A 15,268-nucleotide genomic window follows, 5' to 3' on the forward strand; every position below is an offset into this window, starting at 1 on the left:
ATGTCACTAGTGGTCGTGCGGTTGACCCCTTACCGGCACGTTCGCGGACTCCGCCGGACGCCCCTACCTACGGAACAGCCCTCAGGGCCGGCTCCCGCGCAGCCGGCGGCGGTCGTGGGCGGATTTCGGCGGCGAGTCGGCCAGCCGGATGACTTCGCCGTCGCGCCCCGCCACCACCGGTCTCGCGGAGCGGGCCGCCTTCGCCCGGTACTGGGCCGCGTCCGCCAGACGGAACAGCCGCCGGGCCGAGGTCACCGGCCCGATCGGGTCACCGGTCGACGCGATGCCGCAGGCGACCCCGTCACCCTGCTCCAACTCGGCTGCCCGATCGCAGAGTTCGGTGGCCACCTCGATCACCTCGTCCGCGCCGGGGCCCACCGCCAGCAGGCAGAACTCATCACCGCCGAGCCGGGCGGCGAGGGCGCCGGGCAGCATCGCACCGCACCGGGAGAGCACCGAGCCGAAACGTTCCAGCAGGCGATCGCCGACCGCGTGGCCCAGGGAGTCGTTGACCCCCTTCAGACCGTTCAGATCGCAGACGACCAGACTGACCACCGTGCCGTCGGCGCGGTGCAGCTCCACCGCCTCGTCGAGGCGCGTGTCGACGGCCCGGCGATTGGCGAGCCCGGTGAGCGGGTCGGTGAAGGCGAGCTTGCGGACCTCTTCGAGGCGCTCCGTCTGGGAGATACCGGCGGCGACGACGGCGGCCAGTACGGTCGCGAAGTCCGCGTCCTCCCGCCCGAACACCGGCTCCCCCACCGGGCGCGCCACATAGAGCTCACCCCAGGCCCGCCCGTGCAGGACGATCGGCGCGACCACACAGCAGCCGCGGCGGCGCCGTCGCAGGGCCGCCACGCGCTGATGGCGGTAGACGCGCCCGTAGCCGTGCGCGCCCGCCACCGCCGAGTCGGCTTCGCCGTCCCCGGCGTCGCCGACCGGCCCGTCGGCGGTCTCCACCCAGGCGTCCGGCTCGCCGCCCCCCGCCCACCGCTCATGCAGGAACTCGGTGATCTCCGGGAACTGATGCACCGGATACGTCTCGTCGTCGGGGAACTCCTCCTCCCCCTCGGCCCGTTCACCCGCGTTCACCAGCACCCGCAGCCGCCCCGGCCCCCGCTCCCACACGGAGAGTGCGGCGAAGCTGCCGCCCAGCGCCTGGCACGCCCCCAGCGCGGCCGCCCGCCAGGACTCCGGCGGGGTGTGCGCCGCCGCCATTGCCTGTGCAAGCGAAACCACGGCTCGCAGCCGCGCATCATCACCACCCATCGCTACATCTTATGTAGATTTGCGAAGTCTTGATCAGTTTGAGGCATGGAAAGTTCCGCACTGCGCGTCGGAGCGGTAACGCACCGTCACTCGCCGGGCCAGTTCGGCTTCCGCTTCTCGTTGAACGCGGCCACGCCCTCCGCCCGGTCCCCGGAGAAGGCCACCGACCGCCAGGCCGCGTCCTCCACTTCCAGACCGGCCCGCAGATCGAGCCCGTGCCCGAGCCGCAGCGCACGCTTCGCGGCACGCAGGCCCACCGGCGAGTTGGCAGCGATCCGCCCGGCGAGCGCCAGCGCCTGCGCCCGGTCCTGCCCCGCCTCCACCAGCTCGTCGACCAGACCCAATTCCCGCGCCTCGGCCGCCTCCACCCGGCGGGCGGTGAAGACCAGCTCGGCAGCGCGTGCCGCCCCGATCCGGCGCGGCAGCAACTGCGTACCGCCGCCGCCCGGGATGACACCGACCGAGACCTCGGGCAGGCCCACCACGGCCGTACGGTCGGCGACGATCAGATCGCAGGACAGCGCCAGCTCGAAGCCGCCGCCGAGCGCGAACCCGTGCACGGCGGCGACCGTCGGCATCGGCAGGTCGAGCACGCCGGTGTAGGCGGCGCGGGCGGTGGGCCGCTGGCGGACCAGCTCGGCGTCGGTGAACGAGTTCCGCTCCTTGAGATCCGCGCCCACGCAGAAGGCGCGGTCATGGCTGGAGGTGAGGACGGTGACCCGGACGTCCTGGTCGGCGGCGAGCGCGGCACAGGCGGCGCCGATCGAGCGGGCCATGTCCGTGGACACGGCGTTCATGGCCTTGGGCCGGTCCAGGACCAGTTCGGCAACATGCTCCTGGCCCTCATGGACCCGTACGACGACGAACTCCCCGAACCGCTGCTCGGACGTGACGGTCATGGCTGCACCCCTCCGGTTAACGAGCGTTACCGGAGGATCCTAGGCCGCGCCCAGGGCAGGGACAGGCGTCAGGAGGCGCCTCGTCGCGCCAGCAGCCACGGTTCCACCACGCCGAGTCCGCGCACCGGCCGCTGCCACATCGGCTGCAGCCCGTACCGGTACTTCGGCACGACCAGCGGCTCCACACCCTCCGCGCGCTCCTTCTCGGCGGCCGCGGCCTCCTCCGCCGCCTGCGCCTCGGAGGCCGGGGCGTCGCCCGTGCGCGTCAGCTCCTCGGCGAAAGCGCCGTCCACCAGTACGGCGTCCTTCGGCGCTATCGACGTGAGCCGGCTGGCGAGGTTCACCGTCGTACCGAAGACATCGCCCATCCGGGTCGTGACCGTGCCGAACGCGATACCGACCCGCAGAGCCGGCATCGTCTCGTCCTGGGTCATCGCCTCTATCAGGCGCAGTGCGATCTCGGCCGCCGTGCCGGCGTCGTCGGCTGCGAAGAGAACCTCGTCGCCGAGGGTCTTGATGAGCCGGCCGCCGTGCGCGGCGACCAGGTCGGCGGAGGTCGTCTCGAACGCCTCGACGAGCTCGCCGAGCTCCTCCTCCTCCAGCCGGCGGGTGAGCCGGGTGAAACCGACCAGGTCCGCGAAGCCGACGGCGAGCCTGCGGTCGACCATCTCGTCGTCGTCCGCCGCCTGCACCACGCGGCCGGTCGCAGCGGCGAGCTGGCGCCGCCAGACGTAGATGAGGAACTCCTCCAGCTCGGGCAGGAGCAGCTCGACCAGCGGGTACGTGACCTCGGTGCGGGTCATGCCGGGCTCGGGCGGCTCGGTCAGACCCTCCAGGAAGGAGTCGATCTGCCACTCCGCCAGCCGGGCGGTGGTCTGCCCGGTGGACCGGGCGACCTGCACCGCCATCGGCTCGCTGAGCAGCCCGGCCTCGACGAGGCCCGCGAGCCGCCGCAGCGCCAGCACGTCCGCCTCGGTGAGCGCCTTGGCCTGCCCGATGTCGGCGAACCCCATGGCGCGCCAGAACCGGGACGCCAGGTCCATCGAGACTCCGGCGGTACGGGCCGCCTGGAACGGGGTGTAACGACGGTCGGCGCCCAGGATCAGCTGTTCCAGCCGGATCGCGAGGGGATCGTCGGTCGGTTCGGCCGTGTGGTCGACTTCGTGATGCGGTGTCGCGTGGACCGAGGGTTCCGGCGGGGGCTCCGCGCCCGTGCCGGAGGTCGTGTCGTCGACGGTCACCAGCCGCCTCCTGCCCGTTCCCTGCGCACTGCCCTGCCGATCTGTCGGTGGATCGCCTCAACGATACGGCAGATGTGCGCTACCTCACGTCCTTAGGGCACCCCGGTACGGGGTCGGCCGGGGGCAGGGGCCGTGGGAGGTGCTCTCCGGTGGGTGGTTTCCACGGGACAGAGGTCCGAGGGCACCCAGGGCACCCCGGTACGGGGTGCGCCGGGGGCAGGAGCCGTGAGGGGTGCTCTCCGGTGGGTGGTTTCCACGGGACAGAGGTCCGAGGGTGCCCGGAGGACGACCGGGTCGCGGGCCCGGTACGCGGGATGTACGGCCCGTGAGGGCTTCCAGGGGGCGGCGGCCGAGCGCCCGGGGAACAAGCCGGGGCGCGGGCCCGGTACGCCGGCGCAGGGCCCCTGAGGGCCTCCATGGGGCGGACTGACGCCCGGGGGGAAAGCCGGGGGCAACGGGGCCCTGCACGCGGGCGTACGGCCTGTGGGGGGCTTCCACGGGGCAGGGAGCCGTGGGCCCGGGGGACAGCCGGGCGCGGGCTCGGTGCGCGGGGGTGCAGGGCCTGTGAAGGTTTCTGTGCGGCGGCGGCCTGAGCACCCGGGGGAACAGCCGGGCGCGGGGCCGGTGCACGGGCCCGTGGCTCTAGGTGAGGCCGCCTTCCGCGTCCCGTAGATGCACGATGTCGCCCGCCGACACCGGTTCCTGCAGGCCGTCGGCCGTGGACAGGATCAGGCGGCCGTCACCGTCGATCGCCACCGCCTCCCCGACGAGCGAACGGTCGCCGGGCAACTGGGCCCGTACCGTCCTGCCCAGCGTCGCGCAGCCCGCCGCGTACGCCGCCTGCAGGCCGCTCTCTGCCGCGTCCCCGCCGGCCGCGCGCCACTCGACGTACCAGTGGTCCAGTGAGCGCAGTACGCCGCGCAGCAGCGTCTCCCGGTCGGTGGAGACCGCGCCGGCCAGGGCGAGCGAGGCCGCCGTCGGGGCGGGCAGTTCGGTCGCGCGGAGGGTGACGTTGAGGCCGATGCCGATGACGACGCCGTCCCCGGCTCGCTCGGCGAGGATGCCGCCCGCCTTGCGTTCCTCGCCCTCCACGGTGACCAGCAGGTCGTTGGGCCATTTCAGTGACGTGTCGACGCCCGCGGCCCGCGCCAGCCCGGTCGCGGTCGCGACCCCGGCGAGCAGCGGCAGCCAGCCCCACCGGTGGACCGGCACGTCGTCGCCGGGGGTCAGGTAGACGGAGAAGAACAGGCCCGAGCGGGCGGGCGCCGTCCAGGTGCGGTCGAGGCGGCCACGGCCCGCGGTCTGCTCCTCGGCGACCAGAACCGTGCCCTCGGTCAGCCCCGCCGCACGCGCCGCGAGGTCCGTGTTGGTGGACCCGGTGACGTTCACGACGTCGAGCGAGGTCCACAGCCCGCCCGGCCGCAGCAGCCCGCGGCGCAGCGCGGGGACGTTCAGGGGCGGCCGGTCCAGGTCCGACCAGCGGTTCGGTGACGCATCCGAAGGTGTCATGCAAGCCACCCTAGGACGTGTTTGAGATGTTGATCAAGGTCGTGAAATGATCTTCAGATGTCTCGTGGCGATCTGACGGATGCGCAGTGGGAGCGGCTGGAAGCGGTGTTGCCGCCGATACCGAAGATGGGTCGACCTCCGAGGGATCGGCGGCAGGTGTTCGACGGGATCTGGTGGCGGGCCCGGACCGGCTCGCCTTGGAGGGATCTGCCCGAGCGATACGGCCCCTGGGAGACCGCGTATGCGGTGTTCCGACGGTGGCAGATCGACGAAACATGGGCCCGCGTCCTGAAGAAGTTGCAGGTCAAGGCAGATGCGGATGGGATCATCGAGTGGGAGGTCTCGGTCGACTCCACCGTCTGCCGGGCTCACCAGCACGCCGCCGGGGCCCGCAAAAGGGGCTGACGATCCGGGCCGGACGCGTCCGAACGGCCTCGCGGCCGAGCCGGACGACCACGGCCTGGGACGCTCGCGCGGCGGACTGACCACCAAGATTCACCTCGCCGTCGACGCCTCCTTCCACGTCCTCGCTGCCGTCATCACCGCCGGCCAACGAGGCGACGCGCCCGCCTTCGAGCAGGTGATGGACCGAATTCGTGTCCCCCGGATCAGCGGTGGACGCCCCCGCACCCGGCCCGGACATGTGCTTGCCGACCGGGCGTACTCCTCCCGTCAGATTCGCTCCTACCTGCGCAAACGCGGGATCGCGCACACCATCCCGGAGAAGCGAGACCAGGCCGGACACCGACTCCGCCGCGGTTCCGCCGGAGGCCGTCCGCCCGGCTTCGACCGCGAAATGTACAAGCGCAGGCACAAAGTCGAGTGCCGGATCGGCCTTCTGAAGCAGGCGAGAGGCGTTGCGACCAGGTACGACAAGCTCGCCGTCCGCTACGAGTCGACCGTCCAACTCACCCTCATACGGCAGGCGCTGTGACCACATCTCAAACACGTCCTAGGTGTGGCAAACGACGCACTGCCGAACGGTATCCGCGCCGATACGCTACGGATCAGTAGCCATTCAGAACCTGATCGGCAGCTGCCGGACCGGCCGTCGTCGCGCACGCACCGCGCACGCGGCCTCGCACGCAGCCGTAGAACCCACCAGTCAGTCGTCCCCGTGACCAGGCAGGGAGCCGCCACCCGATGTCCGAGCCGGAAGAGATCGACATCCACACCACCGCGGGCAAGATCGCGGACCTGCAGCGCCGTATCGACGAGGCCACGCACGCCGGTTCCGCACGCGCAGTGGAAAAGCAGCACGCCAAGGGCAAGTTGACCGCCCGCGAGCGGGTGGATCTCCTGCTCGACGAGGGTTCCTTCGTGGAGCTCGACGAGTTCGCCCGGCACCGCTCCACCAACTTCGGCATCGAGAAGAACCGCCCGTACGGAGACGGTGTCGTCACTGGCTACGGCACGGTCGACGGCCGCCCCGTCTGCGTGTACTCGCAGGACTTCACCATCTTCGGCGGCTCGCTCGGCGAGGTCTACGGTGAGAAAATCGTCAAGGTGATGGACTTCGCGCTGAAGACCGGCTGCCCGGTCATCGGCATCAACGACGGCGGCGGCGCCCGTATCCAGGAAGGTGTCGTGGCGCTCGGCCTGTTCGCCGAGATCTTCCGCCGCAATGTGCACGCCTCGGGTGTCGTCCCGCAGATCTCGCTGATCGTCGGACCGTGCGCGGGCGGCGCGGTCTACTCCCCCGCGATCACCGACTTCACGGTCATGGTCGACCAGACCTCGCACATGTTCATCACCGGTCCCGATGTCATCAAGACCGTCACCGGCGAGGACGTCGGCTTCGAGGAGCTGGGCGGAGCCCGGACGCACAACACCACCTCGGGTGTGGCGCATCACATGGCGGGCGACGAGAAGGACGCCATCGAGTACGTCAAGTCACTGCTGTCGTACCTCCCGTCGAACAACCTCTCCGAGGCGCCCGCGTTCCCGGAGGAGGCGGATCTCGCGACGACCGACGAGGACCGTGAGCTCGACACCCTCATTCCGGACTCGGCGAACCAGCCGTACGACATGCACACCGCGATCGAGCATGTGCTCGACGACGGCGAGTTCCTGGAGACGCAGGCCCTGTTCGCGCCGAACATCATCACCGGCTTCGGGCGTGTCGAGGGCTACCCCGTCGGCATCGTCGCCAACCAGCCGATGCAGTTCGCGGGCTGTCTGGACATCAACGCGAGCGAGAAGGCCGCACGCTTCGTCCGTACCTGCGACGCCTTCAACGTGCCGGTGCTGACCTTCGTCGACGTCCCCGGCTTCCTGCCCGGCGTCGACCAGGAGTACGGCGGCATCATCCGGCGCGGCGCCAAGCTGATCTACGCGTACGCGGAGGCGACCGTCCCGCTGATCACGGTGATCACCCGCAAGGCGTTCGGCGGCGCCTACGACGTCATGGGCTCCAAGCACCTGGGCGCGGACATCAACGTCGCCTGGCCGACCGCCCAGATCGCCGTGATGGGCGCGCAGGGCGCGGTGAACATCCTGCACCGCCGCACCATCGCGGCCGTCACGGACCCCGACGAGGCGGAGGCGACCCGCGCCGAGTTGATCGCCGACTACGAGGACACGCTGCTCAATCCGTACGTGGCGGCCGAGCGCGGCTACGTCGACGCGGTGATCATGCCGTCCGACACCCGGGCGCACGTGGTGAAGGGCCTGCGTCAGCTGCGCACGAAGCGGGAATCACTGCCGCCGAAGAAGCACGGCAACATCCCTCTCTAGAAAGGGTTCTGACCATGATCAAGGTCGTACGGGGCAACCCGACCCCGGAGGAGCTGGCTGCCGCACTGGCGGTCGTCCAGGCGCGCGCCGCGGCGACGGCCGCTGTGTCGTCCGGCGCGCCGGCGCTGCCCGAGCAGTGGTCCGACCCGGGCCGAATCGCCCGGCAGGACCGGCCTCGACCGGGCCCGCGGGCCTGGGCACGGACGTACTGGCCCGTTTAGCGCTCGGCGGCCCGGCCGTCCGTTCGCACCGCGTCCTCGGAGGCCCGGACCCCCTGGTGGGTCCGGGCCTCCGTCGTGTCTCCGCGCAGCGATCCGGTCCGTACGCATCAGGGCGGCTGAGTATTCGTACTCAGGCGCCGTGGCGGCGGCCGCAGCAGGATCGGGACCATGCTGTGGTCCGATCCCGAGAACAAGCCCCCCAAAGAGCTGCGCGACGCCCAGGACATGATGCGGCGCGTGTGGCTGGTGCTTGCGCTCGCCATGGTGGTCGCGATGTTCGTGCTGGGCACACGCTGAGGCGCCCCCGGCGTCCGCCCGTCCTGCGGACGCGTGGTCCCCCGCCGCGCCGGGCCCTTCTACGATGGCCGGTATGACTGATCAGCGCCGTCTCGTACTCGCCTCCGCCTCACCCGCCCGCCTCAGCCTGCTGCGCCAGGCCGGGTTCGCGCCGGAGGCGATCGTCAGCGGGGTGGACGAGGACGCGCTGTCCGCCCCCACACCGGCCGAGCTGGCGCTGGTGCTCGCCGAGGCCAAGGCCGCCACCGTGGCCGCCCGCCCCGCGGTCGCGGGCGCCCTGGTCATCGGATGCGACTCGGTCCTGGAGCTCGACGGCGAGGCGCTCGGCAAGCCGGCCGACAGCGAGGAGGCCACCGCCCGCTGGAAGTCCATGCGCGGCCGGGCCGGGATCCTGCAGACCGGCCACAGCGTCATCGACACCGCGACCGGGCGCACCGTCTCCGCGACCGCGTCCACCGTCGTCCGTTTCGGCGAACCGACGGACGCCGAGATCGCCGCCTACGTCGCCTCGGGCGAGCCCCTCCATGTCGCGGGCGCCTTCACCCTGGACGGCCGCTCGGCCCCGTTCATCGACTCCATCGAGGGCGACCACGGAAACGTCATCGGGCTCTCGCTGCCGCTGCTGCGCCGGCTCCTCGGCGAACTGGGACTCTCCGTCACCGACTTGTGGGTCTGACTACCCACGAACGGGTTACGCGGGCGCCGGAGCACCCTCTTCGGCGCCGCCACCCTTCTCGTTCGGGCTACCGGTTCCGCCCCCGTTCCCGTACGCGACCAGCGTGAGCACGATCAGGCCGAGCACGACCATCATGAACACGAACGCGGCCCAGCCGATCAGGCCCACCGTCAGTGCGCCCAGCACCCCGTGCACCACGGCGCAGCTGATCAGGGCGGCCCGGCCGACACGCCCGGGAGCCCGGTCGCGGATGCCGGTCAGCAGCAGGACCAGGCCGCAGAGCACCAGGTACAGCCCGGCGACGCCGCCCATCACCCACGCCCCGGCGGACATGGCGGCCGGATCCAGCCCGGCGAGTGACATCTCCTGGTTGTCGACGACCGTGGCCATGATGCCGTTGACGAGCACCATGCCCGCGGCTTCCCCGAACAGCACGATCGCGGCCACGAACGCCACCGGTCTGCGCACCACGGCGCTCACCCCTTGTTACCTGTAGTAAGTGCGGTAGCGCGGACCCTACTAACGGGTAATCATTCGGACAAGGGTTCCGACCACGTTCACTCGTCCCACTTGCCCGCTTGCCCTCCGCACACACTGTTTACGCACCCCGCTTGTCGCGCCCCTCGTGCGTCGGGCAAAGAAACACTCGCTCGTTAGTAGGTACTCCACAAAGAAACACCGACGGCCGCCCCTCGATGGAACAGAGACCTGGACCACACCTCGTGGCTACTGTGCGGTCATGAATCCCGGCGTACCGTGGTGCCACAAGGGATTTCGCGCCTCGAGCAAGCCTCGAATCACGCTCCGTGTGGGCAAGCTCACCAATGGGGACGGGTCGTAAGGCCGTGTCGGTAGTCCCTAAACTCAGCTTGTTTCAAGGAGGGAGCCATCGTGCGCAAGGTGCTCATCGCCAACCGTGGCGAAATTGCTGTCCGTGTTGCTCGGGCGTGCCGGGATGCCGGGATCGGGAGCGTGGCGGTCTACGCGGACCCGGACCGGGACGCTCTGCATGTGCGTGCGGCCGACGAGGCATTCGCTCTGGGCGGTGACACCCCGGCCGCCAGTTATCTGGACATGGCGAAGGTGCTGCAGGCGGCCAAGGACTCGGGGGCCGACGCGGTCCACCCGGGTTACGGGTTCCTGTCGGAGAACGCCGAGTTCGCCCAGGCGGTGCTGGACGCGGGACTGACCTGGATCGGCCCGCCGCCGCAGGCGATCCGCGATCTGGGTGACAAGGTGGCCGCGCGGCACATCGCGCAGCGCGCCGGTGCCCCGCTGGTCGCCGGGACCCCGGATCCGGTGTCGGGTTCGGCGGAGGTCGTGGCGTTCGCGAAGGAGCACGGGCTGCCGGTCGCGATCAAGGCCGCGTTCGGTGGTGGCGGCCGTGGGCTGAAGGTCGCGCGGACGCTGGAGGAGATCCCGGAGCTGTACGACTCCGCGGTCCGTGAGGCCGTCGCGGCGTTCGGGCGCGGGGAGTGCTTCGTGGAGCGCTACCTCGACAAGCCGCGCCACGTGGAGACGCAGTGCCTGGCCGACTCCCACGGCAACGTGGTGGTCGTCTCGACCCGTGACTGCTCGCTGCAGCGCCGGCATCAGAAGCTGGTCGAGGAGGCTCCGGCGCCGTTCCTGTCCGAGGCGCAGAACGCGGAGCTGTACGCGGCGTCGAAGGCAATCCTGAAGGAGGCCGGGTACGTCGGTGCGGGGACCGTGGAGTTCCTGGTCGGTGTCGACGGCACGATCTCGTTCCTCGAGGTCAACACCCGTCTGCAGGTCGAGCACCCGGTGACCGAGGAGGTCACCGGCCTCGACCTGGTCCGTGAGATGTTCCGGATCGCGGACGGCGAGAAGCTCGGTTACGACGACCCGGCGGTGCGCGGGCACTCGTTCGAGTTCCGGATCAACGGTGAGGACCCGGGCCGCGGGTTCCTGCCCGCTCCGGGCACGGTGACCGTGTTCGCCCCGCCGACCGGCCCCGGTGTCCGCCTGGACGCGGGCGTCGAGTCGGGTTCGGTGATCGGCCCGGCGTGGGACTCGCTGCTGGCGAAGCTCGTCGTGACCGGCGCCACCCGTGAGCAGGCGTTGCAGCGGGCGGCGCGTGCGCTGGCCGAGTTCAATGTCGAGGGCATGGCCACCGCGATCCCGTTCCACCGCGCGGTCGTCGCCGACCCGGCGTTCACCAGCGACCCGTTCCGCATCCACACCCGCTGGATCGAGACCGAGTTCGTCAACGAGATCAAGCCCTTCGCCGCCCCCGCCGATGTGGAGGCGGAGGAAGAGGCCGGCCGTGAGACGGTCGTCGTCGAGGTCGGCGGAAAGCGTCTCGAGGTCTCCCTGCCGTCTTCGCTGGGCATGAGCCTGGCCCGTACCGGACTCGCAGCGGGTGCCAAGCCCAAGCGGCGCGCGGCGAAGAAGAGCGGCTCCGCGGTCTCCGGCGACACCCTCGCGTCCCCGATGCAGGGCACGATCGTCAAGATCGCCGTCGAGGAGGGCCAGGAGGTCCAGGAAGGCGACCTGATCGTCGTCCTGGAGGCCATGAAGATGGAGCAGCCCCTCAACGCACACCGCGCCGGCACGGTGAAGGGACTCGCCGCAGAGGTCGGCAGTTCGATCTCGTCGGGCGCCGTCATCTGCGAGATCAAGGACTGATCCCGCACGAAGTGTTCAGCCCTTGGGCCCCTGCGGAGTCGTATCACCGACTCCGCAGGGGCCCCGGCCGTTCCGCGGCCGGGCAGGAGGAGAGGTCGACCGGTTGCGCGATGGCATCCTGGACCCGGGGGCGGAAAAAGGGAGGACTGCGCAATGGCGATGACCACGGCACAGACGCCGGGCCGGCCGATGCGCGCCGACGCGCGCCGCAACTACGACCGGCTGCTCGGAGAAGCCCGTACGGCGTTCGCGGAACACGGCACGGACGCGTCGCTGGAGGACATCGCGCGCCGGGCGGGCGTGGGGATCGGCACGCTGTACCGGCATTTCCCGAATCGGCACGCGCTGATGAGCGCGGTCTTCCAGGAGGCCCTGGGATCGCTCCTCACCCGCTCCCACGAGTTGGCGGAGGCGGAGAATCCGTGCAGCGGTCTGGTGGAGTGGCTGGGTGCGATCATCACTCATGCGGGTGAGTACCGGGGGCTTGCACAGGCACTCATGTCGACGTCGCGGGACGAGACTTCGGCGCTGTCCGACTGCAATGTGCCGCTGCGTGAGGCAGGGGCGCGGCTGCTGGCCCGGGCGCAGGCGAGTGGCACTGTGCGGGCGGATGTGTCGATCGGTGACCTGATGCAGCTGACGAATGCGATCGCGTTGGCGGCGGAGCAGGCGCCGGAGGATCCGGCGTTGGCGGGCCGCCTGCTGACGCTGACGCTGCAGGGGCTGAAGGGGCCGCGGGCAGCCGGAGGTTGAGGCGGGGCCGAAAAGCCGGGGCTGCGCCCCCGCCCCTCGAAGACCCAAGGGCTGTCCTGTCATCCCTGGCGGGCGGACGACGCCACGTACGGCATCTCGCCGCGTTGCCGCAACGCCCGAATGCGCTCAGCACGAGGACGCCCCGCCGCCTTGCGATGCACCGCACCCGACGCCGCGCGCCGATCCACCAGGGATTACAGCCCTCAGCGGCGGCGCAGGTCCGCCACGCGGGCGCGGTCGCCCGGGGGCTGGTCCGTCAAGGACGCGGCCGCACTGCGCAGTTGCGGACCGGGTCCGCCGTGTGTGCGACGCTGACCGGGAAGCGGCATGTCCCGGCGCGCCTGGCGGCCCGCAGAGAGGGAGTCCGCCCCGGCGGACCCCGTCCCCCCACCGGCCACCGCGATCTGTACGCCCTGGTCCGCCAGGGCCTGCAGTTCGGTGGCGGCCCGGTCGTCATGGCCCGCGGGTTCGTCCGTCACCAGACGGGTGATCAGGTCCGTCGGCACCGTCTGGAACATGGTGTCGGAGCCCAGCTTGGTGTGGTCCGCGAGGACCACCACCTCCGCTGCGGCCTGCACCAACGCCCGGTCCACGCTCGCCGAGAGCATGTTGGACGTGGACAGCCCACGCTCCGCGGTGAGCCCGCTCCCGGACAGGAACGCGCGTGACACCCGCAGGCCCTGGAGCGACTGTTCCGCCCCACTGCCCACCAGGGCGTAGTTGGAGCCGCGCAGGGTGCCACCCGTCATCACCACTTCCACCCGGTTGGCATGGGCCAACGCCTGGGCGACCAGCAGCGAGTTGGTGACGACGGTCAGGCCGGGGATCCGCGCGAGCCGTCGGGCCAGCTCCTGCGTGGTCGTGCCGGCACCGACGACGATGGCCTCGCCCTCTTCGACGAGGCCCGCGGCCAGGTCGGCGATGGCCGTCTTCTCGGCGGTGGCGAGATGGGATTTCTGCGGAAAGCCGGACTCCCGCGTAAAACCGCCCGGCAGTACCGCACCGCCATGCCGGCGGTCGAGGAGTCCTTCTGCCTCCAGTGCCCGCACGTCCCGCCGTACGGTCACTTCGGAGGTCTGGACGACGCGGGCGAGCTCGCGGAGCGATACTGCCCCGTTGGCGCGCACCATTTCGAGGATCAACTGACGACGTTCTGCAGCGAACACGAAACTGACAGTAACGTGACCGCGCGAGGGTTTTCAGCAGTTTGCGCCGAAAAACAGAAGTTGTACACACAAGGGGCCGCCAAGTGATATAGGCGGCCCCGTTGTTGTTCGCTACTGACCGGACACCGGCATGCCACCCGCCTGAGTTGCCGGGGGTTGCCAGGGAATGCCGGGTTTTCTAGGCCTCGCCGGCGCGCTTCCGGGTGTGCAACTGACGTGCCACTTCGGCGATCGATCCCGACAGGGACGGGTACACGGTGAAAGCGTTTGCGATCTGTTCCACCGTCAGATTGTTGTCGACCGCGATCGAGATGGGGTGGATCAGCTCGCTGGCCCGCGGTGCGACGACGCAGCCGCCGACCACGATGCCGGTGCCGGGCCGGCAGAGGATCTTGACGAAGCCGTCCCGGATGCCCTGCATCTTGGCGCGCGGGTTGCGCAGCAGCGGCAGCTTCACCACGCGCGCGTCGATCGCGCCCGCGTCGACGTCGGCCTGGGTGTAACCGACGGTGGCGATCTCCGGGTCGGTGAAGACGTTCGAGGAGACCGTCTTCAGGTTCAGCGGGGCGACCGCGTCGCCGAGGAAGTGGTACATCGCGATCCGGCCCTGCATCGCGGCGACCGAGGCGAGCGCGAAGATGCCGGTGACGTCACCGGCCGCGTACACGCCGGGGGCGCTGGTGCGGGAGACCTTGTCGGTCCAGATGTGGCCGGACTCCTTGAGCCGGACCCCGGCCTCCTCCAGGCCCATCCCCGCGCTGTTCGGGATCGCGCCGACCGCCATCAGACAGTGCGAACCGGTGATCACGCGACCGTCGGAGAGCGTGACCTCGACCCGGTCGCCGACCCGCTTCGCCGCCTGGGCGCGCGAGCGGGCCATGACGTTCATGCCGCGGCGCCGGAAGACGTCCTCCAGCACGGCGGCCGCGTCCGGGTCCTCACCGGGCAGCACCCGGTCGCGGGACGAGACGAGGGTGACGCGCGAGCCCAGCGCCTGGTAGGCGCCGGCGAACTCGGCGCCGGTGACACCGGAGCCGACCACAATGAGCTCCTCGGGGAGCTCGTCGAGGTCGTAGACCTGGGTCCAGTTCAGAATGCGCTCGCCGTCGGGGAGCGCGTCCGGGATCTCCCGGGGGTGACCGCCGGTCGCGATCAGCACGGCGTCGGCGGTGAGCGTCTCCTCCGTACCGTCGGCCGCGGTCACCACGACCTTGCGGGAGCCGTCGGCCGCCTGGAGGCCTTCCAGCCTGCCCCGGCCGCGCATCACGCGTGCACCCGCACGGGTCACGGAGGCGGTGATGTCGTGGGACTGGGCGAGCGCCAGGCGCTTCACGCGTCGGTTGACCTTGCCGAGGTCGACGCCGACCACCCGTGCCGCCTGCTCGATGTGCGGCGTGTCGTCGGCGACGATGATCCCCAACTCCTCGTACGAAGAGTCGAAGGTGGTCATCACCTCTGCCGTCGCGATCAGGGTCTTCGAGGGCACGCAGTCGGTGAGCACCGACGCGCCGCCGAGGCCGTCGCAGTCGACGACGGTCACCTCCGCGCCGAGCTGGGCGCCCACCAATGCCGCCTCGTACCCGCCGGGTCCGCCGCCGATGATCACGATCCGGGTCACGAAAAGTCCGCCTCGCGTATGTCATCCCGCGGCCGTCTGCCGCCCCGGCCGGGGGTCCGGGGGATCACCCCGGGGGAATGCAGTACGTACTCCATTGTCCCGCACGCGCCAAGATGCTTCGCCCCGGGGCCCTCCATACGGGAGAGGGGCCCCCGGACGAGCCGTCGGCGCACTCCTCGGCCCGGTCCCCGGCGGGACCCTCGCCAGGGTCTTCGTCACAGGAATCGCCGCTCGCCGGGC

General features: G+C 70.9%; 14 protein-coding genes. 7 read left to right on the plus strand and 7 right to left on the minus strand.

Annotation, left to right across the window (positions count from 1 at the left end; all coding sequences use genetic code 11):
- Positions 1-81 precede the first annotated feature (81 nt).
- The 4 genes from OHB49_RS17215 to OHB49_RS17230 all read right to left on the minus strand — a co-directional run bounded on the left by OHB49_RS17215 (position 82) and on the right by OHB49_RS17230 (position 4,915).
- Positions 82-1,266 (minus strand): GGDEF domain-containing protein, encoded by a 1,185-nt coding sequence (locus OHB49_RS17215; protein WP_030969186.1) that lies wholly within the window; start codon positions 1,264-1,266, stop codon positions 82-84.
- An 86-nt stretch (positions 1,267-1,352) separates the two neighbouring features.
- Complete coding sequence (locus OHB49_RS17220) at positions 1,353-2,165, minus strand: enoyl-CoA hydratase/isomerase family protein (RefSeq protein ID WP_329161312.1); 813 nt, start codon at positions 2,163-2,165, stop codon at positions 1,353-1,355.
- A 68-nt stretch (positions 2,166-2,233) separates the two neighbouring features.
- Complete coding sequence (locus OHB49_RS17225; RefSeq protein WP_030969182.1) at positions 2,234-3,406, minus strand: adenylate/guanylate cyclase domain-containing protein; 1,173 nt, start codon at positions 3,404-3,406, stop codon at positions 2,234-2,236.
- A 642-nt stretch (positions 3,407-4,048) separates the two neighbouring features.
- On the minus strand, positions 4,049-4,915 hold the full coding sequence (locus OHB49_RS17230; protein WP_329161315.1) for a biotin--[acetyl-CoA-carboxylase] ligase: 867 nt from the start codon (positions 4,913-4,915) through the stop codon (positions 4,049-4,051).
- Between the two features lie 57 nt (positions 4,916-4,972).
- Between OHB49_RS17230 and OHB49_RS17235 the strand changes: the two genes are divergently transcribed.
- The 5 genes from OHB49_RS17235 to OHB49_RS17255 all read left to right on the plus strand — a co-directional run bounded on the left by OHB49_RS17235 (position 4,973) and on the right by OHB49_RS17255 (position 8,845).
- A protein-coding gene (locus tag OHB49_RS17235; RefSeq protein ID WP_406322283.1) for an IS5 family transposase occupies positions 4,973-5,849 on the plus strand; the annotation gives its coding sequence in 2 pieces (ribosomal slippage) (positions 4,973-5,314 and positions 5,316-5,849; 876 coding nt in all).
- Between the two features lie 209 nt (positions 5,850-6,058).
- Complete coding sequence (locus OHB49_RS17240; RefSeq protein ID WP_329161317.1) at positions 6,059-7,651, plus strand: acyl-CoA carboxylase subunit beta; 1,593 nt, start codon at positions 6,059-6,061, stop codon at positions 7,649-7,651.
- 14 nt (positions 7,652-7,665) lie between these two features.
- Entirely contained in the window at positions 7,666-7,872 is a 207-nt protein-coding gene (locus OHB49_RS17245; protein WP_030969176.1) for an acyl-CoA carboxylase subunit epsilon, read from the plus strand.
- Between the two features lie 168 nt (positions 7,873-8,040).
- Positions 8,041-8,169 carry a morphogenic membrane protein MmpB gene (gene mmpB, locus OHB49_RS17250; protein ID WP_093773058.1) on the plus strand — a complete coding sequence of 43 codons (129 nt, stop codon included), beginning with the start codon at positions 8,041-8,043 and terminating at the stop codon, positions 8,167-8,169.
- 64 nt (positions 8,170-8,233) lie between these two features.
- Positions 8,234-8,845 (plus strand): nucleoside triphosphate pyrophosphatase, encoded by a 612-nt coding sequence (locus OHB49_RS17255; RefSeq protein ID WP_030969174.1) that lies wholly within the window; start codon positions 8,234-8,236, stop codon positions 8,843-8,845.
- A 15-nt stretch (positions 8,846-8,860) separates the two neighbouring features.
- Here OHB49_RS17255 and OHB49_RS17260 read toward each other — a convergent pair whose 3' ends face one another.
- The gene (locus OHB49_RS17260) at positions 8,861-9,313 is read right to left on the minus strand and encodes a hypothetical protein (RefSeq protein ID WP_329166515.1); all 453 of its coding nucleotides are present in this window, start codon (positions 9,311-9,313) and stop codon (positions 8,861-8,863) included.
- A 423-nt stretch (positions 9,314-9,736) separates the two neighbouring features.
- On the opposite strand from OHB49_RS17260, the gene OHB49_RS17265 reads away from it, so the two are divergent.
- Together OHB49_RS17265 and OHB49_RS17270 are read left to right on the plus strand one after the other, a co-directional pair.
- On the plus strand, positions 9,737-11,491 hold the full coding sequence (locus OHB49_RS17265) for an acetyl/propionyl/methylcrotonyl-CoA carboxylase subunit alpha (RefSeq protein ID WP_030969171.1): 1,755 nt from the start codon (positions 9,737-9,739) through the stop codon (positions 11,489-11,491).
- 153 nt (positions 11,492-11,644) lie between these two features.
- The gene (locus OHB49_RS17270; RefSeq protein WP_329161320.1) at positions 11,645-12,244 is read left to right on the plus strand and encodes a TetR/AcrR family transcriptional regulator; all 600 of its coding nucleotides are present in this window, start codon (positions 11,645-11,647) and stop codon (positions 12,242-12,244) included.
- A gap of 203 nt (positions 12,245-12,447) precedes the next feature.
- Here the strand turns inward: OHB49_RS17270 and OHB49_RS17275 are convergent, their stop codons facing one another.
- Positions 12,448-13,410 carry a DeoR/GlpR family DNA-binding transcription regulator gene (locus OHB49_RS17275; protein WP_078852599.1) on the minus strand — a complete coding sequence of 321 codons (963 nt, stop codon included), beginning with the start codon at positions 13,408-13,410 and terminating at the stop codon, positions 12,448-12,450.
- Positions 13,411-13,588: 178 nt separating this feature from the next.
- The gene (locus tag OHB49_RS17280; protein ID WP_093773064.1) at positions 13,589-15,028 is read right to left on the minus strand and encodes an NAD(P)H-quinone dehydrogenase; all 1,440 of its coding nucleotides are present in this window, start codon (positions 15,026-15,028) and stop codon (positions 13,589-13,591) included.
- Positions 15,029-15,268 lie beyond the last annotated feature (240 nt).

Source organism: Streptomyces sp. NBC_01717 (genome assembly GCF_036248255.1).
In the GTDB taxonomy this organism is placed as follows: domain Bacteria; phylum Actinomycetota; class Actinomycetes; order Streptomycetales; family Streptomycetaceae; genus Streptomyces.

Excerpts from the sequence above, each read along its gene's own strand:
- OHB49_RS17215 (WP_030969186.1), bottom strand. The coding sequence starts at position 1,266 with ATGGGTGGTGATGATGCGCGGCTGCGAGCCGTGGTTTCGCTTGCACAG.
- OHB49_RS17220 (WP_329161312.1), bottom strand. The coding sequence starts at position 2,165 with ATGACCGTCACGTCCGAGCAGCGGTTCGGGGAGTTCGTCGTCGTACGG.
- OHB49_RS17230 (WP_329161315.1), bottom strand. The coding sequence starts at position 4,915 with ATGACACCTTCGGATGCGTCACCGAACCGCTGGTCGGACCTGGACCGG.
- OHB49_RS17240 (WP_329161317.1), top strand. The coding sequence starts at position 6,059 with ATGTCCGAGCCGGAAGAGATCGACATCCACACCACCGCGGGCAAGATC.
- OHB49_RS17245 (WP_030969176.1), top strand. The coding sequence starts at position 7,666 with ATGATCAAGGTCGTACGGGGCAACCCGACCCCGGAGGAGCTGGCTGCC.
- mmpB (WP_093773058.1), top strand. The coding sequence starts at position 8,041 with ATGCTGTGGTCCGATCCCGAGAACAAGCCCCCCAAAGAGCTGCGCGAC.
- OHB49_RS17255 (WP_030969174.1), top strand. The coding sequence starts at position 8,234 with ATGGCCGGTATGACTGATCAGCGCCGTCTCGTACTCGCCTCCGCCTCA.
- OHB49_RS17270 (WP_329161320.1), top strand. The coding sequence starts at position 11,645 with ATGGCGATGACCACGGCACAGACGCCGGGCCGGCCGATGCGCGCCGAC.